The organism is Flavobacterium sp. N1994, assembly GCF_025947145.1.
Taxonomy (GTDB): domain Bacteria; phylum Bacteroidota; class Bacteroidia; order Flavobacteriales; family Flavobacteriaceae; genus Flavobacterium.
In genome coordinates this window covers 925,084-948,428 of the sequence record NZ_CP109999.1, presented here as the reverse complement: position 1 = coordinate 948,428, position 23,345 = coordinate 925,084, and the positions used below count along the sequence as shown (strand labels likewise).

The 23,345-nt window shown below is 35.5% G+C and carries 19 protein-coding genes; 11 read left to right on the top strand and 8 right to left on the bottom strand.

The annotated features are described in order from the left end of the window. The first annotated feature begins 51 nt into the window (after window positions 1–51). From OLM53_RS04370 to OLM53_RS04335, 8 genes are all read left to right on the top strand, one after another. A complete protein-coding gene (locus tag OLM53_RS04370; RefSeq protein ID WP_264521831.1) occupies window positions 52–522 on the top strand; it encodes a hypothetical protein in 471 nt (156 codons plus the stop codon). A gap of 84 nt (window positions 523–606) precedes the next feature. Then, window positions 607–1,167, top strand: coding sequence for a hypothetical protein (locus OLM53_RS04365; RefSeq protein ID WP_264521830.1), 561 nt, complete (start codon window positions 607–609; stop codon window positions 1,165–1,167). Between the two features lie 173 nt (window positions 1,168–1,340). After that, the gene (locus OLM53_RS04360; protein ID WP_264521829.1) at window positions 1,341–1,880 is read left to right on the top strand and encodes a hypothetical protein; all 540 of its coding nucleotides are present in this window, start codon (window positions 1,341–1,343) and stop codon (window positions 1,878–1,880) included. A gap of 170 nt (window positions 1,881–2,050) precedes the next feature. After that, window positions 2,051–2,521, top strand: a complete 471-nt coding sequence (locus OLM53_RS04355) for a hypothetical protein (protein WP_264521828.1) — start codon at window positions 2,051–2,053, stop codon at window positions 2,519–2,521. 91 nt (window positions 2,522–2,612) lie between these two features. Continuing rightward, window positions 2,613–3,365, top strand: coding sequence for a hypothetical protein (locus OLM53_RS04350; protein ID WP_264521827.1), 753 nt, complete (start codon window positions 2,613–2,615; stop codon window positions 3,363–3,365). Between the two features lie 192 nt (window positions 3,366–3,557). Next, window positions 3,558–4,430 carry a phosphatase PAP2 family protein gene (locus tag OLM53_RS04345; RefSeq protein ID WP_264521826.1) on the top strand — a complete coding sequence of 291 codons (873 nt, stop codon included), beginning with the start codon at window positions 3,558–3,560 and terminating at the stop codon, window positions 4,428–4,430. Next, complete coding sequence (eptA, locus tag OLM53_RS04340; protein ID WP_264521825.1) at window positions 4,417–5,937, top strand: phosphoethanolamine--lipid A transferase EptA; 1,521 nt, start codon at window positions 4,417–4,419, stop codon at window positions 5,935–5,937. The genes OLM53_RS04345 and eptA overlap by 14 nt, the downstream gene beginning before the upstream one ends. Before the next feature lie 22 nt (window positions 5,938–5,959). Beyond that, entirely contained in the window at window positions 5,960–6,352 is a 393-nt protein-coding gene (locus OLM53_RS04335; RefSeq protein ID WP_264521824.1) for an energy transducer TonB, read from the top strand. A 20-nt stretch (window positions 6,353–6,372) separates the two neighbouring features. Here the strand turns inward: OLM53_RS04335 and coaD are convergent, their stop codons facing one another. Continuing rightward, on the bottom strand, window positions 6,373–6,831 hold the full coding sequence (gene coaD, locus OLM53_RS04330) for a pantetheine-phosphate adenylyltransferase (RefSeq protein WP_264521823.1): 459 nt from the start codon (window positions 6,829–6,831) through the stop codon (window positions 6,373–6,375). Between the two features lie 6 nt (window positions 6,832–6,837). Continuing rightward, on the bottom strand, window positions 6,838–7,824 hold the full coding sequence (locus OLM53_RS04325; protein WP_264521822.1) for a D-alanine--D-alanine ligase: 987 nt from the start codon (window positions 7,822–7,824) through the stop codon (window positions 6,838–6,840). A 93-nt stretch (window positions 7,825–7,917) separates the two neighbouring features. Here OLM53_RS04325 and OLM53_RS04320 point away from each other — a divergent pair, with 93 nt between their 5' ends. Both OLM53_RS04320 and OLM53_RS04315 read left to right on the top strand, forming a co-directional pair. Beyond that, on the top strand, window positions 7,918–8,535 hold the full coding sequence (locus tag OLM53_RS04320; RefSeq protein WP_264521821.1) for a PASTA domain-containing protein: 618 nt from the start codon (window positions 7,918–7,920) through the stop codon (window positions 8,533–8,535). Continuing rightward, window positions 8,525–9,574: an RluA family pseudouridine synthase gene (locus OLM53_RS04315; protein ID WP_264521820.1), complete on the top strand. Its 1,050-nt coding sequence runs from the start codon at window positions 8,525–8,527 to the stop codon at window positions 9,572–9,574. Before OLM53_RS04320 ends, OLM53_RS04315 begins: the two co-directional genes overlap by 11 nt. A gap of 49 nt (window positions 9,575–9,623) precedes the next feature. Here OLM53_RS04315 and OLM53_RS04310 read toward each other — a convergent pair whose 3' ends face one another. The 5 genes from OLM53_RS04310 to folE all read right to left on the bottom strand — a co-directional run bounded on the left by OLM53_RS04310 (window position 9,624) and on the right by folE (window position 13,635). After that, window positions 9,624–10,049 (bottom strand): hypothetical protein, encoded by a 426-nt coding sequence (locus tag OLM53_RS04310; RefSeq protein WP_264521819.1) that lies wholly within the window; start codon window positions 10,047–10,049, stop codon window positions 9,624–9,626. A 113-nt stretch (window positions 10,050–10,162) separates the two neighbouring features. Continuing rightward, on the bottom strand, window positions 10,163–11,077 hold the full coding sequence (lgt, locus tag OLM53_RS04305) for a prolipoprotein diacylglyceryl transferase (RefSeq protein ID WP_264521818.1): 915 nt from the start codon (window positions 11,075–11,077) through the stop codon (window positions 10,163–10,165). A gap of 76 nt (window positions 11,078–11,153) precedes the next feature. Then, the gene (gene yidD, locus OLM53_RS04300; RefSeq protein WP_264521817.1) at window positions 11,154–11,396 is read right to left on the bottom strand and encodes a membrane protein insertion efficiency factor YidD; all 243 of its coding nucleotides are present in this window, start codon (window positions 11,394–11,396) and stop codon (window positions 11,154–11,156) included. A gap of 9 nt (window positions 11,397–11,405) precedes the next feature. Beyond that, window positions 11,406–12,884 (bottom strand): cysteine--tRNA ligase, encoded by a 1,479-nt coding sequence (gene cysS, locus OLM53_RS04295; protein WP_264521816.1) that lies wholly within the window; start codon window positions 12,882–12,884, stop codon window positions 11,406–11,408. Window positions 12,885–12,963: 79 nt separating this feature from the next. Beyond that, window positions 12,964–13,635, bottom strand: coding sequence for a GTP cyclohydrolase I FolE (folE, locus tag OLM53_RS04290; RefSeq protein ID WP_264521815.1), 672 nt, complete (start codon window positions 13,633–13,635; stop codon window positions 12,964–12,966). A 159-nt stretch (window positions 13,636–13,794) separates the two neighbouring features. Between folE and OLM53_RS04285 the strand changes: the two genes are divergently transcribed. Continuing rightward, window positions 13,795–21,540, top strand: a complete 7,746-nt coding sequence (locus OLM53_RS04285) for a T9SS type B sorting domain-containing protein (protein ID WP_264521814.1) — start codon at window positions 13,795–13,797, stop codon at window positions 21,538–21,540. A 601-nt stretch (window positions 21,541–22,141) separates the two neighbouring features. Here OLM53_RS04285 and OLM53_RS04280 read toward each other — a convergent pair. Then, window positions 22,142–23,338, bottom strand: a complete 1,197-nt coding sequence (locus OLM53_RS04280; RefSeq protein ID WP_264521813.1) for a pyridoxal phosphate-dependent aminotransferase — start codon at window positions 23,336–23,338, stop codon at window positions 22,142–22,144. Between the last annotated feature and the right edge of the window lie 7 nt (window positions 23,339–23,345).

The window sequence follows — 23,345 nt, the reverse complement described above, 5'->3', positions numbered from 1 at the left end:
TGAGAGGCTTGAGGAGATTTGCTTGTTAGTGGTAACACAAAAAAAAGGATAATGAAAAGACATTTAATAATAATTTTAATTTCAATTTCTATCTTAATATCATTAATATTTACTGGTTTTCCAATAGAATTTAGCGATATGTTTACTGAAAGAATAGCAAGGTTTGTTATTTCAATTTTAGTTATTATAATTTTCTTTTTTCTTTTTAAATTATCAAAAAAAATTAATTCCAAAATACTCAGAATAGCTTTCATAATTTTAATTGTTTTAACAGCCTTGCCTTATACCTTAATTTGTATCTATAATATTTCAACTGCATTTTCTAATAATTATTCAAGATGGAAAGACATATCAATTCTTGAGAAAAAAGATGGAAAAAAAATAGCTTATCAAGTTTTAGAAAGTGGCTCAATTTATAACTATAGATATAGGAAAATCATATATGAAAACAAATCAATAAGAATTTCTGTCAATTGTGATATTGGCAATCAAACTGGTTGGTCGGAAACAAAAGTTAACTAATTATGAGCACTACTGATAACAGCTGTTTCCCACATAAGCAAATTTTTTAGTTGAGCAACATTCCAATAGACTATTAAGCATTTTATGAAAAAAAAATTGTCCATCGAAGAAGTAAGAGAAATAATTGCAGCAAAGTATTCTCCAAAAAATATTTTGCAAAAATGGTCTCCATCGGTTACTTATAAAGAATATTTGGAAATTAAAAGTTCTGATTACAAAACTAAAGATCAAACGAAAAACCTGAGAATTGGGGTTGACAAAACGAGACCAATAGTTATATTGATTATTTCGGCAACTTTTTTGTTTATTTTTCCTTTCATTAACTACGGTAATGAAAAGTCGGGTTTTCTGATTTTACTAGGCTGTATTAGCTTCGGGTTACTAGTTTTATCCCTCTATACTATCTACTTTAACAGTAAAATAATTTTCACGACCAATTCAACCTCGTTCACTTTTAAAGACCAGACCATAATTTGGGACGATATTATGACTACTGGAATTGAGATAGTTCATGGAGGTCCATCCCATCAATATTTGGTATTAGGCCTTTCTAACGGAGAGATAGTTAAACTTGACGTTGGAACATCGGATATTGGTCCAACAGATTTGATTAGAATGATTCACCTAAATAGAACTGTAGAATAGAAAAATCGCACGACAGTCGTTTTACACAACACAAATTTTCTAGTAAGTCCACAAACGTTTAGTAAGAAGTTTTATCTTTAACAGAAAATAAAATGTTCTGAAGTTGGCTACAGCTTGAAACATCGGAACAGTGGCAGGCAGCATAGTAAAAAATACTAAAACTGAAAAAAAACATGAAAATTAAAGAAGTAATAATTATTATGGCAACTTGTTTTATGTACACAAGTTATTCCTTTGGGCAATCAAAAACAATTGAGGGATTAAAACATAAAATCGTTGTTGAAAAACCTATAAATTGGATTCAGTTACCTGATGAAGGACCATTTTATATTATACCTGATTACGAGGATGCAAGCGGAGAAACTTATATAAAGCTAATTGGAAACGATTATTCTAAAACGCCAAAATTGGAGGAATTTATTGAGGAACTTCATGAAAATATTAAAAAGAATCATAGTGATATAAAAATGGAAACTTTTGACCTTAAAATTAAAAATATAAAAAAGGATAATTTTATGACGGGTAACTATAAAACATATACCTACAGTTATGAAAATGGACAAAAACTATGTATGCTATTTATTGAATGCAAAAAAACAATAGTTCAATTGGTGTTTTCTGCCAATAATGAAGAAAGATTTAAAAAATATTTCAAATCATTTGAAAAAATGGCAAAATCCATTAAAGTTGTTGCAAAAAAGCAAACTAAATAATAATGCCGATTTGCAAAAAGCGATTTGGCAAGAAATTTTATCTTTAACGGAAAATCCAATGTTCCGAGGTTCATCACTGTTTGAAGTGGCGGAACGTTAACAGCCATAATTCGTAACCTTAAATAGTATATTATACTTATATGAAAAGCCTCTTTTTAATTACATTTATAATGTTAACTTATCATTCAAATGCACAAGATTCGGGAACATTAAAACAGCAAGCCGAGGAAATGGCCAATGCTGGAAAAAATTATAATTATGCTATAGTTTTAAAATATACATATCCAAAAATTTTAAAAAATTTCACCAAAGAAGAAGCTTTAAATGCTATTACTAATACTATGGATATTCTTAAGTCCAAAGGAATAGAAATTGAAAATGTAATAATTGGTGAACCAGGCATTATTTATAATGCTGGGAAAGAATTACATTGTCTTGTTCCTGAAAAAATAATCTTTAAATCTAAAGAAGGCCGATTTCAAGACAATAGTAATTTACTTGCAGTATCGTTAGATAAAGGAAAAAATTGGTACTTTATAGATTGTGCTATAGGAAAAGAAGATCTAATGGTGATTTTCCCCAATTTTAATAATAAACTTATAATTCCAAAAAAATCTGAGTTAGTAAAATTAGAGAATTGAAAATTGCGGCTGTAAACTCCGGTTTCGCGCAATTCCAAATGTTCTAGTATGCCCACAAACGTATAGTAACTCTAGCATTGACCAACAAATTATGAAACACTTACCTAAAATCAACCTCTTTTATTGGGCATTAATCATTAGTGCGAACACCATGGGAGAAACGGCAGGAGATTTGATTTCCCAAACGTTTAATTTAGGGTATGGTGGTGGAACACTTGCTTTACTTGGGCTTTTTCTAATGGCTTTGATCATTTCCTTGTATTCAAAAAGTCAGAAGCCACTCTTGTATTGGACCGTGATTACTTTGGCAAGTACATTAGGAACTACCATTTCAGATTTCATAAGCCGATCGTTTTTTCATTTGCAATTAGGTTTTACAGAAAACCAAGGCTATACCTTCGGGACTATTATACTAATCGTTGCCTTGATTTTGACATTTAGTATTTGGAAATACCATTCCAAGACCAACACCATAGCAAACGGACTAAACAAGGGAACAGAATTTTTATATTGGATAGCGATACTAACTTCCAGTACATTAGGAACTGCTTTTGGCGATTTATTGGCACACAACACACCTTTAGGTTTTGACGGAGGGACTTTACTTTTATTGGGACTTCTTGCAGTTGTGGTTGGCCTTTATTTTTGGACCACCATATCGAGAGAAATTTTATATTGGTGTACCATAATTTTGACCCACCCCATTGGTGCGACCATGGGCGACTATATGACGAAAGAAGAAGGATTTAATTTAGGAAACCTAAAAGCCAGTTTAGTTTTAGTCGGGGTATTTATATTAGTTATTGTAACTGGACAATTAACGAAAAACAGACAGATGAATTGATGAAAAATGGCTATTAACAGCAGTTCGCAGCAAAAGAACAACTCTAGATTTAAAGCTATGGCTTAGTAAAATCTTTCTCAGTGCTATCCCGTTTATACTTTAAAACTTTTAGGTATATTTGTCAACGTCAGTGGAGCCTCATTAAGATGGGTGCCATTGAAAAGTCCCAGTTAAAGTTTAAAATAGCAGTACATGTTACAACAAACCACCCAAGAAAATCTGGAAACCAATACCATAATGAACACCTATGTTATTGCTAATTTCTCTGAACTCAAACGTTCGTTATTTTTTTTACCGTTATTTTTAGTATTGGCTATTGTGGTATTTCTGTATAGTCAGAATGCTTTAAATGTTGGGAGTTATAGTCAAATTCAGAAACCTTGGTTTTATGGTATTAATTCAAAATTATCCCAATTCCCGGAGGTTATTTATAACCTGACCCAGTTTGGTGATGCGCTCATTTTTTTATCCTTGTTAACGCTTCTTATTGTTTATACACCCAAGGTGTGGGAGGCTTTACTATCCGCATCCATTGTATCTGCAATCTTATCGGCGATACTAAAAAAAATATTTGCTGTCCCAAGACCTGCTGCCGTATTTGACAATGATACTTTTGTGATTATCGGGAAAACATTGACTGGAGGAAACAGTTTGCCTTCTGGACATTCCATTACCGTTTTTACTACGCTTACCGTATTGCTATTTGCCTTTATGCCTAAAAAAGCAACTAATAAAGTTTTATGGAGTTTATTGATACTCATCACAGGAATCCTTTTGGTATTAACCAGAGTAGGAGTGGGAGCTCATTATCCGCTTGATGTTACAGTAGGAAGTATTGTAGGGTATTGCTGTGGCCTTCTAGGTATTTTTATCAGTCAAAAATATAAAATATGGAATTGGGTTAATCATAAAAAATGCTATCCCATTTTTATCGTCTTGTTTCTAGTTTGTGGGGCAGTAGTAATCGATAAAATCAGCAAAGAGAATTTGATTATATTTTATGTAACATTGATTAGTCTTGTTGTTTCACTCTATAAAATTACCACAGTTTATGTTAAAAAATAATCTGAAAATAACTCATTTCGCCTTGATAATGAGTTGTCTTAACTTTTTATTCTTCCATTTTCCTTTTTTCTCTTTTGTCTTTGATAACGTTGACTATAAAAGTTTTGGTGGCATTATTCTGATTATCAGTTTGATTGTTTTAATGTTGGTTTTAAATGCTTTTGTCTTTTACCTACTATTTTCACTATCCCGAAGAGTTGGAAAGTTTTTACTCATCTTATTCTTTATAATCAACGCCATTGCCGTTTACTTTGTCAATACGTATGGGGTCATTATAGATGAAACGATGATTGGGAATGTACTCAATACCAAATACGAAGAGGCAAGTAGTTTTTTTTCTATTAGATTAGTGGCAGAAATCATTCTATTTGGAGTTATCCCTAGTGTTTATATCTTTAAAGCTAAAATCACAAAGGTTCCTTTGAAGAAGTTTTTAATTACGGTTTCGCTTACGCTTTTATTTATTCTAACGTTAGTCTTTGCCAATGCCAGCAATTGGTTGTGGATAGATAAAAACTCAAAAACATTAGGAGGATTGGCTATGCCTTGGTCTTATACGGTGAACATCTCCCTTTTTTATAAGCATCAATTTAGTAAAAATCAAAAGGAAATTTTATTGCCTAATGCTACTATAAAAGACAATCAGAAATCGGTTGTAGTCTTAGTCATAGGAGAATCGGCTAGAAGCCAAAATTTTTCTTTATATGGCTACAAAAAAAATACAAATCCACTGCTTTCCAAAATGCCTGATGTCTATCATTTTGAAGCGAACTCTTGTGCAACCTACACCACTGCTGGAGTAAAATGTATTTTAGAACATGCCAACACGGATGATTTATATGAAATTTTGCCTAATTATTTATACCGGAATAATGTAGAAGTGATTTGGAGAACCTCTAACTGGGGAGAGCCACCAGTGCATATCAAAAATTATCAAAAACGAGAAGAGATACTACCCAAATGTGAAGGTGATGAATGCAATTACGATGAAGCGCTTTTGAAGGGACTAAACGAGCAGATACTAGCCAGTAAGAAAAATAAAATATTGATAGTATTGCACACCAGTACTAGTCATGGCCCAACGTATAGCAAAAAATACCCGCCCCAATTTGAAAATTTCAAACCCGTTTGTAATAGTGTAGAATTAGGGAAATGTTCTCAAACCGAGTTAATCAATGCTTATGACAACACGATTGTTTACACCGATTATATTTTATCGAAAGTAATCGAAGATTTGAAACAATTGAAAGAGTACAAAAGCGCTATGATTTTTGTGTCAGATCATGGAGAATCCTTAGGAGAAAAAAATCTATACATGCACGGAATTCCTATCAGTATTGCTCCTAAAGAACAGTATGAGATTCCCTTTATAGTTTGGATGTCTGAAGGTTCTAAACAACTTAAGCCTAATACAACCGTTTCTCAAAACCATGTGTTTCATAGTGTTTTAAACTTTTTAAACATACAAAGTACCATTTATAATGAGGAGATGAATATTTTTAAATAACTACTACTTTCCCAATACAAAAATGAAAAAAACAATAACATTGCTACTGCTATTTATAACAATAGCTGCCTTTTCTCAAAGTAATGCAAAAGTAGATGCAAGTCCTATTTATGATATTACTGGGATTGATGTTAAACCAGAATTTCCTGGAGGATTAGACGCCTTAACTACTTTAGTAAATGAAAACTACTTAAAAGCTGGATTTGCCTCAGAAGTAAAAGGAAAAGTTTATGCGGTATTTGTAATTGAAAAAGATGGTTCACTCAGCAATGTTGCCATTTTGCGTCATATTGAGACTCCCAAGGCCAAAGCTTTAATTAAAATTTTAGAGAGTTTGCCAAAGTGGAGCCCAGGAAAACAAAACGGACAATTGGTTAGAGTACGTTATGCGCTTACGCTACTGATTGGAAAGTAAATGTATTGTTTACCAAATGACTATTTCTTTACCACAACGCTCTCAGGCACCAAAACAGTATAATCGCCATGATTTCTAATCACATCTCTTACGATGCTGGAAGAAATATACGAAGTTTTAGAAGCGGTTAAAAGAAACACGGTTTCTATTTTAGACAATCTTCGGTTGGTGTGAGCGATGGCTTTTTCAAACTCAAAGTCGGCTGGATTTCGCAATCCTCTTAGGATGAATTCGGCATCTAATTTTCGGCATAAATCAATCGTTAAACCTTCATAAGTAATCACAGAAACTTTTGGCTCATCTTTAAAGGCTTCTTCAATAAACTTTTTTCTGTCTTCAAGAGAAAACATGTATTTTTTATCGGCGTTAATACCAATAGCTACAATCACTTCGTCAAAAAGTGAAATGCCTCTTTTGATAATATCATAATGCCCTAAAGTAATTGGGTCAAACGAACCTGGGAAGACTGCTTTTTTCATGATGATTTATTTTTTCCAAATCGGTTTTCTTTGTAAAGCTAAACTAATTTCATTATCCAACAAATCGCTAAAAGGAATATTAGCATGTGCCGCTTGTTGCGGAAAGATACTTTGTGGTGACAATCCAGGATTGGTATTGATTTCTATAAAATGTGGAATGCCATTCATGATGATAAAATCGGTACGCGAGAACCCAATCATGCCTAGAGATTGATAAACTTTTTTAGCGGTTTCAATTACTAAATCTTCTAACTCTTTTGAGATTCGGGCTGGAGTGATTTCTTCGGATTTTCCTAAATATTTGGCTTCGTAATCAAAGAACTCATTTTGGGATAATATTTCGGTAATACCTAATACTTTGGTTTCACCTTTAAAATTTAAAACACCAACAGACACTTCCGTTCCGTTTAAATAGGATTCGATTAAAATATCATTATCTTCTGCGAAAGCAAAGTCCAAAGCTTTTGGCAAATCCTCTAAAGTACTTACCATAGAAACACCCAAACTACTTCCGGATTGATTTGGTTTTACAAAGAAAGGCAAATCCAATTCGGCCACAATTTTATTTCCATCAATGGCTTCTCCTTTGGTCAAATAAATCGATTTGGCTTTAGGAATATTAAATTTTGACAACACCGAAAGGGTATCTCTTTTGTTAAAAGTCAAGCTTGATTGATAATAATTGCAACCAGTGTAAGGCAATTCAATAAGTTCCCAATAGGCTTGAAGATGACCGTCTTCTCCTGGAGTTCCATGCACTGTGTTTACAGCAACATCAAATTTTATAGTTTGATTGTCTTTGGTAACAGTAAAATCAGCTTTGTTGATGGGATATTTAGTCGCTTCAATTAAGCAATACCATTCGTCTTTAAGGATATGAACTTCAAACGGTTGGTATTTGGTTTTGTCAAGTTGATTTAGGATTAATTGACCACTTCGTAATGATATCACAGATTCATCTGAATATCCACCCATTACTACTGCTACGTTCATTTAGGTAAGTTTTAGTTGAAACAAAATTATCATTTTTTTTGAAACCAAATACCTTTATGTTTTTTATATCTTTGTGCAAATTAAAATTTCTTTATGAGTTTACGAAAGTATTTAACAAGTGGGGTTTTCTTTGCACAGATTCTTGCCGCCATGGCAATAGTTGCTGTTATCTCGTTTTTATTTTTTCATTGGATTACTTACACTACGCATCATGGTCAGGAAATTACGGTTCCTAATTTGGCCAAACTTTCGGTAGAACAGGCAGAAGAGCAATTATCGGCACTTGATTTAGACTTTGTAGTTTTGGATACCGTTGATTTCAAACCCGACTTCCCAAAGCTGACTGTAGTAGAGCAGGAGCCAAAAGCAGGAGCCAAAGTAAAAGAAGGAAGAAAGATTTACATCAAGATAAATGCTTCAACGTATACCATGGTTGCCTTACCTGATTTGATTGAAAAAACTTATCGCCAGGCTGTACCAACATTAGAAGCAGTTGGTTTACAAGAAGGAACTATTTCTTATAGACCTTATTTAGGAAAAGACATGGTACTTGAAATGAGTATGAATGGAAAAAAATTAAAAGCAGGTGATAAAATTCTAAAATCGTCTAAAATTGATTTAGTTCTGGGAGACGGAAAAGTTACTTATGAAGAAACCGTTGATACTACTACGGTAGATACCACACAAATGCCTCCTTTAGATGGACAATAATCCTGATACTACGCCCGAATTAGAAGAAGAGGAATTATTCGAACACCATAGACATGTCGCTGACAAAGGGCAATCGTTATTGCGTGTAGATAAATTCCTGATGCAGTTGATTGCAAATGCCACACGAAATAAAATTCAGAAAGCGGCAGAAGACGGAAACATCTGGGTCAATGATATTCCGGTAAAGTCCAATTACAGAGTTAAGCCTTTTGATGTAGTTCGCGTGATGTTATCCCATCCTCCTTTTGAAAATTTAATTCTTCCTGAAGATATTCCTTTGGATATTGTTTATGAAGATGAATCGTTATTATTAATCAATAAACCACCAGGATTAGTAGTGCATCCCGGTCACGGAAATTATACAGGAACCTTAGTCAATGCTTTGGCATTTCATTTTGAAAACTTGCCTAAAAATTCTAGCGATCGCCCAGGATTAGTTCATAGAATAGATAAAAATACATCTGGACTTTTAGTCGTTGCCAAAACAGAGCAAGCTATGACGCATTTGGCCAAGCAATTTGAAGACAAAACCACCGAACGTGAATATATTGCTTTGGTTTGGGGGAATGTTAAAGAAGAGGAAGGAACTATAGAAGGCAATATTGCACGTCACGTAAAAGATAGAATGCAAATGGCCGTTTTTCCCGATGGAGAGATAGGAAAACATGCAGTTACACATTACAAAGTGTTAGAGCGTTTTGGTTATGTTACTTTGGTTTCCTGCAAATTAGAAACCGGAAGAACACATCAAATTCGGGTGCACATGAAATACATTGGGCATACTTTATTCAATGATGAACGTTATGGAGGGGATTTGATTTTGAAGGGTACCACTTTTACCAAATACAAACAATTTATAGACAATTGTTTCAAGACCTTGCCAAGACAAGCGCTTCATGCTAAAACATTGGGATTCATTCATCCCACAACAAAAGAATACATGCGATTTGATACTGAGTTACCAAAAGACATGACAGATTGCATTGAGAAATGGCGCAACTATGCTAAGTCAAATGCTAATCAAGAAGAAGAAGAATAAAAAAAGCCCCGATATTAAATCGGGGCTTTTTTGTATAATATAATTTTGATTATTTAGTACAAGTTGGTCCATCTACAGTAAAAGTAAAATCTTTTGTGCTTTCTTTTTTAACACCGGGGTTACTTTTATGGTCTGGTTTATAACAAGCCCCAGTACCTAAATCAACACCAAGACCCACCAATCCCCAACTTGCAACGCTTAAAATAAAATTTCCTGTACGGAACGCTTTATTAAATGTTTGCGTTTTTGTTTCACAACCTGACTCTCTTACTTCAACAGTTAATTCTTTATTTCTAGGAAAAAGACTGGTAGCTGTTCCATTTCCTAATTTTTTTCCATTAACATAGATTTCAGCATTGGGGTGATCCTTGACAGTAATTGTTCCGTTATACTTACTTCCTCCAAACATAACTCCACAACTGTTTAACAGAATGCACATGGCTAATAGCATTGTAATAATTGAAATTCTTTTCATAAAAGGTGTATAATTAATTGGTTTTATATGTTGGCAAAAATAAAGGTTTATTTGTAAGAAAAAAATGTTTTATAAAAAAAGCCCCGATTTAATATCGGGGCTTTTTTGTTTTATTATATTTCGTCTTCAATAGGCTTTTCAGCGACAAACAAATAGTAAATCCCAATTAGTATAAAAGGGATACTAAGCCATTGTCCGGTAGTTAGTAATCCGAAGTATTGTTCGATACCCCCTTGACTTTCTTTTACATATTCAACGACAAATCGAACTGACCAAAGTAGTATTAAGAAGTATCCAAACAACAAGCCTTGTTTTTCAGCAGTTTTGGTTCTCCAATACAAGAAAAATAAAATCAAGAATACAAATACATAGGCAAACGCTTCATACAATTGCGCTGGATGCTTGGCTGGAACTTTATCTAAAAGAGCAGCATATTTTGGATCGGTCACTAAGGCATGATAGGCCTCATTAACATTTGAAATATGAGTATCATTCACTACATCTTTAGGAGAATAATAATCTCTAACAAATCGAATCCCTAGAGGAGAATCGGTTACTTTACCCACAATTTCGGAGTTAAAGAAATTTCCAATTCTAACAAAAATTGCACCGCAAGCTACTGGAATTACCACTCGGTCTAAAACCCAAAGTATAGGTCTTTTGATGACTTTTTTGCTGTAGAAATACATCGTAAGAATTATGGCAACTGCAGCACCATGACTAGCTAATCCTTGAAAACCAGTAAATTCAAATTTTGGACTAAAACGAAATGGAAGTAAAATTTCTAACAGATTATTTCTGTAATATTCCCAATCGTAAAAAAACACATGACCTAAACGTGCGCCAAGAAGCGTTGCAATTACGGTCCATATAAATAAAGTGTCTAATTTTTCTAGTGGTTCATTTTCTTTTTTGAAAATGTATTTCATGATGTACCATCCAAGACCAAAGGCAACGACAAACATTAAACTATAAAATCGGATAGTAAAAAAACCAATATTAATTCCTTCTGATGGATTCCAAATCATGATTGATTGTTTTTTGCTTTAGTTTAGGTGTAAAAATAGTGTTTTGTTCTAAAAGTTAGAATAAATTAAGGAAACTTTAATGACCGCCTTTTTTTTCAGGTACAGGATCATAGCCATTTTTTCCCCAAGGGTGGCATCTTGAAATTCTATTTAGCCCTAAATAAGTTCCTTTAAATAACCCATGAACTTTTAGTGCTTCAATAAAATAACTCGAGCAAGTGGGTTGAAACCGACAACTAGATGGCATCAAAGGAGAAATTATAATTTTGTAAAAATAGATAAGCACTAAAAATGGAGCAATTATAATTTTCTTCAACATTGCTTTAGATTATATACTAAATGTGGTTCCTTCTTTTCCGTCTTTAAGTTGGATTCCTAGGGCTAACAATTGATCCCGAATTTGATCCGAAAGGGCAAAGTTTTTATTGGCTCGCGCTTCTTCTCTCATTCCTATTAGCATTTCAACAACACCGCTAAGTTTTTCAGAGTTATCCGCCGAAGTTTTTTCATCTCTGATTCCAATGACATCAAAAGTAAAAGTGTGCAATGTTTCCGAAAGGGTTTTCAAATCTTCAGCCGTCACAGTTTCTTTTCCGTCATTGATTAAATTAACATATTTGATGCCTTCAAACAAGTTGGCTATCAAAATAGGCGTATTAAAATCATCATTCATAGCATCGTAACATTGCTGTTTCCATGCCGAAATAGCTATCGATGAACTTGAACTGGGTTGTAAATTTTTGACAATATCCATGCCTTCCATCAAACGGTTGAATCCTTTTTCAGCAGCTACAATTCCGTCATTGGTAAAATCGAGTATGCTTCTGTAATGCGCTTGCATCATAAAGAAACGAGCCACATTAGCAGAGAAAGCTTTACTCAAAAACGGACTTCCGCCATGGTAAATTTCACTTGGCAAAATATTATTTCCAGTAGACTTTGACATTTTTTTACCATTCAAGGTCAACATATTAGCATGCATCCAATAGTTTACAGGACTATGACCAGTACAAGCTTCATTTTGAGCAATTTCACATTCGTGATGCGGGAACTTTAAATCCATTCCGCCTCCGTGAATATCAAAGGTTTCACCAAGATATTTAGTACTCATAGCCGTACATTCTAAATGCCAACCTGGGAAACCAACTCCCCAAGGCGAAGGCCAGCGCATAATGTGCTCAGGTTCGGCTTTTTTCCAAAGCGCAAAATCTTGTGGGTTTTTCTTATCACTCTGTCCGTCTGTATCTCGAGTATTAGCAAGCATTTCATCAATGTTTCTGCCACTTAATTTTCCGTAATGATTGGTTTCATTAAATTTCACTACATCAAAATAGACAGAGCCATTCTTTTCGTAGGCAAATCCTTTTTCAATAATTTGACTAACGATTGCAATTTGTTCAATGATGTGCCCTGTTGCAGTAGGCTCAATACTTGGCGGTAAAAAATTAAACTGATTTAAAACATCATGAAAATCTACCGTATAACGTTGTACAATTTCCATAGGTTCTAATTGCTCCACACGGGCTTTTTTAGCAATTTTATCTTCGCCATCATCAACATCATCTACAATATGACCCACATCAGTAATATTTCTAACATAACGGACTTTATATCCCAAATGCAGAAAATAACGAAAAATCATATCAAACGACATAAAAGTACGCACATTGCCTAAATGCACATTGCTATAGACCGTTGGGCCACAAACATACATGCCAATGTTGCCAGCATGAACCGGTTTAAAAAGTTCTTTTTCTCCCGAAAGGGAATTGTATATTTTGAGTGATTGGTCTTTGTAAAGTTGCATTTTTGTTAGGAGCTATTTCCAGCTTTCCGTTATATCTTTTTCTTTAGCAAGAAAAAGGATACCACTTCAATCTGGGCTATTAAAAATTAGTTTCTAATCGAATATAGTCTAGGAATTCTCTTCGAGTTTGGTCTTCTTTGAATTTTCCTCCAAATTCAGAAGTTACGGTGCTACTTTCAATGTCTCTTATGCCTCTAGAATTGACACATAAATGTTTGGCATCAATAACACAAGCTACATCTTCAGTACCTAAGACTTTTTGCAATTCTTGTACAATTTGCATAGTCAAACGCTCTTGTACTTGAGGTCTTTTGGCAAAATAATCTACAATACGGTTCATTTTTGAAAGCCCCACTACAGTTCCATTTGAAATATAGGCAACATGAGCACGACCAACAATAGGTAATAAGTGATGTTCACAAGTAGAGTAGAGGGTAATATTTTTCTCTACTAACATCTCACCGTATTTATAATTATTTTGAAAAGTAGAAGAACTTGGTTTTTTATTAGGATTTAATCCGCCAAAAATTTCTTTCACAAACATCTTTGCTACACGATTTGGAGTTCCTTTCAAACTATCGTCTGTTAAGTCCATTCCTAAAGTTTTGAGAATGTTCTCTACATCTTTCTTAATGGAGTTAATTTTTTCCTCATCATTTATGTTGAAAGCGTCTTCTCGCACAGGATTTTGAGCACTAGTCGCAATATGACTATTTCCTAATTCATCCTGAAAATCATCATTATTTATCATTAAATAAAAGAATTAATTGGGGTTTTAGAATAAGAGAACAAAGATAAATAATAATATTTAAACTCCATCTGGATGTGTTAATATTTGAAAATAATTAATCTTTTGGATTTAATATTTCTTTAATTTATGTAAATTTCGCTCCAAAAATTGACTTACAACATGAAAAAAATTTATTGCTATCTACTTATATTTAGTTTATTCTCAATAAATAATATATTTTCTCAAGGGGCTAGTTGTGGCGCTTCAACCGCATTTTGCGCAGGGGGCTCAGCCTTAACCTTCCCTAATTCTACCGGTACAACAGCTCAAACAGATGTAAATTATGATTGTCTTGGAACGCAACCCAATCCAGCTTGGTTTTACATGCAGATTGGTTTAGCAGGTAATATAGACTTTCATATTTCACAAGTGGACAATGGAGGAACGCCTCGTGATGTTGATTTTATTGCATGGGGCCCTTTTACAACTCCAGCTTGTGGTCCAGCAAATTTGAACCCTTCATCAGAAGTAGCTTGTAGTTATTCAATAGCCGCAGATGAATTTTTTACAATTCCCAATGCCCAAGTGGGAGAAATTTATGTTGTATTATTGACCAATTATCATGGAACTGCAGGACATATTACCTTAACACAAACCAACACTGGTCAAGCTAGTGCTGGTGCTACAGATTGTAATATTATTTGTCCATTGGATGTTCCTAATCAAGTAATTTGTTCAGGTGGTCAAGCTATTTTAACAGCAAACATTGTGGGAGCTACAAGCTATCAATGGTCTTCATCAGTAACGGGTCCTATTGCTGGAAATACACAATCTATTACTGTTACTCAACCTGGTACCTATACTGTAGTTGTGAATAAACCAGGTTGTGTAGCCAATTCCACTGATACTGCAACGGTTTCTTTTAATGCCCCCCCACCAATTAATCCGCCTTCTAATTTAAGTCAATGTAATAACATTCCTAATTTTAATCTAACACAAAACTCAACAAGTATTTTTACTGGGACGGGTTTAAATCCCGGAGATTATGATATTTCTTACCATCATACTGCTAATGATGCGCAACTAACATCAAATCCTATAGCAAATCCCGCTGCATATGCTGCTACTTGTGGAGAAACGATTTATTTGTCAATAACAGATAATAGTGCCTCATCAAGTGGTTGTACTTCTGTTTTCCCATTTACAATTGGTTGTACTGTTTGTACTATTCAGCCTGCACCAACACCAAACCTTGTTGTTTGTGATGACCCTTCTAATGATGGAATTGCCACTTTTGATTTTACGCCTCAGACAGCTATAGCCTTAGGAGGCAATCCTCCAGCCAATTATACTGTTACCTATCATTTAAGTCAAGCAGCTGCCGATGCCGATACAGGTGCAATTAACCCCATAAACTCTTTTAATAATACTTCAAATCCACAGACGATTTACATCAGATTAGAAGAAAATGCAAACCATGCTACTTATGGTACTGGAAATTTTCAATTAATAGTAAATCCATTGCCAACGGCAACAATTTCTGGAACTACTGCTGTATGTCAAAACACACCAAATCCTTCAATTACATTTACAGGAGCCAATGGAATTGCACCATACACCTTTACTTATTTAGATCCAGCTTTGGTTTCTCATACTATTACAACAACAGTTGGGAATAGTGTTACATTACCAGTATCAACTTCTACGGCTGGCACATTTACATACCAATTAGTGAGTGTTTCAAGTTCCAGCACACCAGCTTGTTCACAACCTCAAGTTGGTTCTGCAACAATTACAGTAAATCCTATACCAACAGCAACTATTACAGGAACTACGGCCGTTTGTCAAAATACATCAAATCCAGTAATAACGTGGACAGGCGCTAATGGAACTGCACCTTATACCTTTACTTATTTAGACCCAGCTTCGGTTTCTCATACCATAACAACTACGGTTGGAAATAGCGTGACACTTCCGGTTTCTACTGCAACTGCTGGGACTTTTACTTACCAATTAGTTAGTGTTTTAGATTCAGGATCTACTCTTTGTTCACCAGCACAAGTTGGCTCTGCAACAGTTACAGTTAATCCGATTCCAACTGCTACCATATCTGGAACAACCACTGTTTGTCAAAATTCTTCAAGTCCTTCAATTACATTTACAGGAGCCAATGGAATTGCACCATACACCTTTACTTATTTAGATCCAGCTTTAGTTTCTCATACTATAACAACAACAGTTGGAAATAGTGTTACATTGCCAGTATCTACTTCTACGGCTGGCACATTCACATACCAATTAGTGAGTGTTTCAAGTTCCAGTACACCAGCTTGTTCTCAACCTCAAGTTGGTTCTGCAACAATTACAGTCAATCCTCTACCAACGGCAACTATTACAGGGACTACGGCTGTTTGTCAAAATACATCAAATCCAGTAATAACGTGGACAGGAGCTAATGGGACGGCACCTTATACCTTTACTTATTTAGATCCAGCTGCAGTTTCTCATACCATAACAACTACGGTCGGAAATAGCGTGACACTTCCAGTTTCTACTGCAACTGCTGGGACTTTTACTTATCAATTAGTTAGTGTTTCAGATTCAGGATCTACTCTTTGTTCACAAGCACAAGTTGGCTCTGCAACAGTTACAGTTAATCCGCTTCCAACTGCTACCATATCTGGAACAACCACTGTTTGTCAAAATTCTTCAAGTCCTTCAATTACATTTACAGGAGCCAATGGAATTGCACCGTATACTTTTACTTATTTAGATCCAGCTTTGGGTTCACAAACAATTACAACTACAGTTGGAAATAGTGTAACACTTCCAGTATCAACTACTATAGCAGGAACATTTACATACCAATTAGTTAGTGTAGCTGGCTCTGGAACACCAGTTTGCTCACAACCACAAGTTGGTTCTGTTACTGTTACTATTAATCCTTTGTCAACGGCAACTATATCAGGAACCACAGCAGTTTGTCAAAACGCACCAAGTCCATTAATAACCTTTACAGGCTCTAATGGAGTAGCACCATATACATTCACTTATTTAGATCCTAGTGGAGTGTCTCAGACAATTTCAACCACATCAGGTAATAGTGTAACTTTACCAGTATCAACATCAACTGGAGGAGTATTTACCTATCAATTAGTAAGTGTTTCAAGTTCTACTACACCAGCTTGTTCACAACCACAACTAGGTTCTGTAACGATTACAGTAAATACTCTACCAACTGCAACTATTTCAGGAACCACATCAGTTTGTTTAAATTCCACATCACCACAGATATCATTTACTGGCGCCAATGGGACTCCTCCCTACACATTTACATATTCTATTAACAATGTTCTGCAGCCAACAGTTCAGACATCGGGTGGAAATAATGTATTATTAATTAATGCGCCAACATCAACAGCAGGTACTTTTATTTACGATTTGAAAAGTGTTCAAGATGCGAGTTCAACAACTTGTTCTCAGGTTCAAACAGGCTCTGCTACAATCACTGTAAATGTTGCACCAACAATCAATACCCCTACAGATTATGTAGTTTGCGATGACAGTTTAAATAATGATGGTATTTATTGTTTTACTTTAACAACAAAAGACATAGAGATAAGTACTAATCCTAATGTTGTTATTACCTATCACGAGACCCCAACCAATGCTCAAACAGGAGCCAATCCACTAACAAGTCCGTATTGTAATATTAATAATGCTGGATTTCAAACAATTTATGTTAGAGCATATAATTTAGGTTCACCGAGTTGTTATTCGACGACCTCTTTTAATCTAATAGTTAATCCTATTCCACTACCTAATCCAAACATCACAGATTATCTACTTTGTGATATCAACAATCCGGGTGATGGAGTAGAGGTTTTTGATTTAGGAACCAAAAGTTTGGAAGTTGCCAATGGACAATTAGGAGTAACAGTAAGTTATTATGAAACCTTAGCCGATGCTCAAGCTCAAACTAATGCTTTGCCTAATTTTTATTCCAACATTAGTAATCCACAAAAGATTTGGATAAACATTAGTGACAATATTACAGGTTGTAATACGACAGGTTTCTTTAACTTGATTGTTAATCCATTACCAGTGGCGGTTTTACCACAGCCTATCTTTCAATGTAGTAATGGAATATCTCCAACAGCAGTATTTAATTTGACTGTAAATGAAGGAACAGTAACAGGTGGCGTTACAGGAGTAACGGTAACCTATTACCATTCACTTGCTGATGCACAAACTCTTACCAATCCTATACCAACCCCACAGACTTATTTAGGATTTGATACAGAGATTGTATACATACGAGTAGAGAATAATGCTACAGGATGTTATGCTACCACGACACAATTATTACGCGTAACTCAAGGGCCAGTGGCCATTACTCCGACACCACTGCAAATATGTGATCCGAATAATGATGGTTTTGGCACCTTCAATTTAACAGATGCTACCAATGAAATAACAGGAACACCTCCGGGTGCGCCTCTACCTCTTGGAGTGTCCGTTACTTATCATGAAACACCTGATGATGCTTTAATAGGAGCTAACCCTTTACCAAGCTCCTACACCAATATTCAACCTAATACTCAAACAATATATGTTCGTGTATTTTATACCCTAACAGGTTGTGCTAATTATGTTCAACTCCAATTAATAGTCAACAAGACCCCAGTTGCGACCCAACCAACACCTTATGCATTGTGTGATTACACCGGAGCCGTTGGCTTTGAGACTTTTGATTTAACCACAAAAATTAATGAGATATTGGGTAGTATTAACCCGGCATTAACAAGCGTAAGTTTCTACACAAGTCAACCGGATGCTGATGCAGGAACCAATGCTATCACTAGTATTTCTAGTTATGTGAATGCTAGTCCAAACACCCAAACGCTTTATGTTCGAGTGGAGACTATCGCTACGGGATGCTATGATGTAGTAACCTTGCAATTAGTAGTGAATCCGATACCGAATTCACTTCAGCCGAACTACCCACAGTATTCTCTTTGTGATGTTGACCAAAGTAATATCGGCTTTGAGACCTTTGATTTAGGCAGTAAGATCAATGATATTTTATTAGGACAAACCGGAATGACGGTTAGGTTTTATATCAGTTTAGGAGATGCTCAGAATGGGACTAATGAAATTACCAACTTACTGTATCAAAACCAGATACAGTATGTTCAAACCTTAGGGATAAGCATTACCAATAATGCCACAGGATGTTCTGTTATCTCTACGATGGATATTAGAGTAGAGCCTTTACCAAGTTTAATTCCACCTACACAGCCTTACACACTTTGCGATGATGATCAAGATGGGTTTACTACTTTTGATTTAACGAGTTTGTTACCAGGATTGTTAAATTCGATTACTACTTATACAGTGAGTTTCCATGAAACGCCACAAGATGCTGCTAGTAATGGTACTACGATTCCTAATCCGGCGCAGTATATTAATATCAATCCGTTTGTTCAGATTATTTATGCCAGAGCGGAAGATAATTTAACCCACTGCGTTAGTGTTATTCCCATAGAGTTGGATGTTAATCCGAGTCCAAAAACGCCAGTATCTTTAGTTGATATTACAGTATGTGATACGGATAACAATCCACAAGATGCAAGTACAAGAGTTGATTTAACCCAATTAACCGCTAGTGTTCTATCACAACAACCTTTGCCAGCTACAGCCTATAGTGTAACGTATTACACCAGCTTAGCTATAGCCCAAGTAGGAACCGCACCGATTATACCAGACACGAACTATGTTGGCAGTAATGGTCAGACGATATGGGTTAGAGTAGAGAACAATGTGACCCATTGTTATAATATAGGCACCTTCTTGTTGCATATTAATACTCCACTGTTGCTTACTACTCCCACTCCGCTTAGTTTGTGTGATGATGATGCTAATCCAAACAATCAATACCATACTTTTGATTTAACGGTAAAAAATGCTCAAATCACCCAAGGATTATTAGGATATACCGTAACGTATTATCCAAGTTTACTAGAAGCACAAACCCATACTAATCCAATTACTACACCAACAGCGTATCAAAATGACCTATTACATCCAGCGGTACAAACCTTGGGAGTAGTGGTTAGTAGTCCAGCACCGGCGAATTGTGAAAGTATCACGACCTTGGATATTAGAGTCTTACCAATTCCAACTCCAAATACCAATCCAGCGGCTTTGGCACCAAAATGTGATGATAATAATCCGGGGGATATGCTAGAGTATTTTGATTTAACGGTTAATGAAAGCTACATTAGAAATAATGACCCGAACTTAAGTTTCCATTACTTCCCAACACAAGCAGATGCAGAAAATAATATTGTAGCCAACGAAATACTAACCCCAACCAACGCTTTAGTGGGGACTAATGTTTGGATACGAGTAGAGAACACCAGAGTGGACTATCAAGGGAATCACTGTTATGTACTGGTTGAACAAGCTTTGAAAGTGAATCCACTGCCAACGGTAGTACAACCATTAGCTCCTTATAGAGTATGTGATAATGATACCGATGGATTAGCCCCATTTGATTTGACTAACCCATTGTTAGCCCCACAGATACTAGGAGCAGCACAAGCTACTACAGACTTTACGATAAGCTACTACTTAACAGCAGCAGGCGCTAATCCACTGACTAATACAGGACAACTACCGCTAGTATCTCCGTATACTAATGTTACTGCCAATTCACAAAACATCTACATTAGAGTAGTAAACAATACCACAGGATGTACTAATACAGGAGTACTTACTTTAGCCGTAGAACAATATGCTACCGCTACAGGGCCACAAACTTTTGCAGAATGTGATAATTATAATGACCCTTATGATGGTATCCACCAAATTGACTTGACTCAATATGCTACGGCGATACTTAATGGACAAAGCCCAACGGTATTCTTAGTAAGTTATTATACGAGTTTGGCAGATGCTACAGCAGGGACAAATGCCTTAACATTAGCCCAAGCTCAAGCCTATCAAACCGATCCAGATACCGATACAATATGGGTTAAGGTAGAGAACAGCAGTAATACCATTACACCGTTATGTTATGCTATTACCACTATTGATATCACCGTGGAGCGTTATCCTAATCCTATTATCGTAACGAATAATGGTGTGAATACAATTTGTGTTGACTTTGATACCAACGCAGTAGTAAGACCATTAACACTAGATAGTGGTATTGCTAATCCCGGGAATTATACTTTTGAATGGTTTGAGGATGCAGCCACTACTCCGATAGCAGGGGCAACAGGACCAACGTATACGGTGAACACTTCATCGGCAACGGGAGCTACTAGAAATTATACGGTGCATGTTACCAGTAACAGTACACTGGCTTGTGATACTACCTCGGCCTCGTTTGCGGTGATACAATCAGGGCAAGCTTCTATTCCAACTGGAACTATTGGGTATACGGTAACTAATGCCTTTACTGAACAACAAATTATTACGGTACTTATTCAAGGATATGGGACGTATGAATACAGTTTGGATGATGGACCAAGACAGGCGAGCACTATTTTTGACAGTGTTTCGTTAGGAACCCATGTAATTCATGTTTGGGACACTGAAGGCGGCATCGCTTATAGTTGTGAGGAGCTTGTTATAGAAGATGTACAAATCATTGATTACCCACATTACTTCACCCCGAATGGCGATGGCATACACGATACTTGGAATATTGTTGGATTAGGAGGACAGCCTGATGCGAGGATTTACATCTTTGACCGTTATGGCAAACTGTTGAAACAAATTAGTTCTACAGGCGATGGTTGGGATGGAACGTTTAACGGACATCTCTTACCTTCAGACGATTACTGGTTTAGTGTAGATTATATAGAAAACGCCACAGCTAAACAATTTAAAGCGCACTTTACGCTTAAACGATAAACAAAAATCCCCTTCAGAGATGAAGGGGATTTTTTTTAATTACGAATTAGCAATTACGAATTACGAATTGGAAATTTAGGTTTTATAAATTACAAGTCGAGTTTTATAAATTACAAGTGGAGTTTTATAAATTACAACTGGAGTTTTATAAATTACAACTGGAGTTTTATAAATTACAAGTGGACTTTTATAAATTACAAGTAAAGTTTTATAAATTACAATTGGAGTTTTAAAATTTACAAGTGGACTTTTATAAATTACAAGTGAAGTTTTATAAATTACAAGTCGAGTTTTATAAAATACAACTGGACTTTTATAAATTACAAGTGGAGTTCTAAAATTTACAAGTCGAGTTTTATAAATTACAAGTGAAGTTTTATAAATTACAAGTGGAGTTTTATAAATTACGTTGGCCACTTTATAAATTACAATGCGAATAAGTAACATAGTGTAAGAATTGCAATAGTAGTTTATAGCCCCGATAGGAGCTGGCTACCATGTAGCGCGGATAGCGGGAGGGAGAGTGTAAAGAAGCAGGGAAGTTATGCTTCTAAAATAAAAAATCCCGCCGATGGCAGGATTTCTTAGGAATATAATTGTGTTACTTTTGGTTATAAGCTTTTAATGCTTCTTTTAAAATTGCGACTGAACGAATCAAATCTTCTTTCTTTAAAACATAAGCGATACGGACTTCGTCTAAACCCACATTTGGAGTAGAATAGAAGCCAGCAGCGGGAGCGACCATTACTGTTTCCTTGTTGTTATCATAAGACTCCAAAAGCCATTGTGCAAAATCGTCTGCATTTTTGACTGGTAATTTGGCGATACAATAAAACGCCCCTTTTGGAGTACCTACTTTTACGCCATCAATTTTTTGTAGTTCGGCAATTAAAGTATCTCTTCTTTCTTTGTATTCTTCGATGACAGCGTCAAAATAACTTTGTGGGGTGTCTAAGGCTGCTTCGCTGGCAATTTGGGCATAAGTGGGTGGACTTAGTCTTGCTTGTGCGAACTTCATTGCAGTTGCCATGACTTCTTTATTTTTAGAAACTATACATCCAATTCGGGCCCCACACATACTGTATCTTTTGGAAACCGAATCAATCATGATGGCATTTTCTTCTAAACCTGGAACGTTCATTACGGAGAAGTGTTTATCATTTTCATCATAGATAAATTCTCTGTATACTTCATCGGCTATTAGAAATAAATCGTGTTTTTTAACGATGGCGGCCAATTGTAAAATTTCCTCTTGTGAATATAAATAGCCAGTAGGATTTCCGGGATTGCAAATTAGAATGGCTTTTGTTTTTGGTGTAATTAATTTTTCAAAAGCAGCAATCGGTGGTAGTGCAAAACCTTCATCAATGGTAGAAATCACAGGTACAACTTTCACACCAGAAGCGGTAGAAAACCCATTGTAGTTAGCATAGAAAGGTTCTGGTATAATGATTTCATCATCCACATCCATAGTGCTTCCCATTGCAAAAAGCAAGGCTTCAGAACCACCTGTTGTAATTATTATATCGGCAACATCAATGGGTAAACCATGTGATTTGTAGTAAGCAGAAAGTTTAGTTCTGTAACTCTCAAAACCTGCGGAGTGGCTGTATTCTAACACTTTAATATCCGCATTTTTAACCGCATTTAAAGCCACATCAGGAGTTTTAATATCGGGTTGTCCAATATTTAAATGGTATACTTTATTTCCTTTCTTTTTTGCAATTTCTGAATAGGGCACCAATTTTCGGATTGGCGATTCAGGCATGTGCTGCCCTTTTAATGATATTTTTGGCATGAGTTAT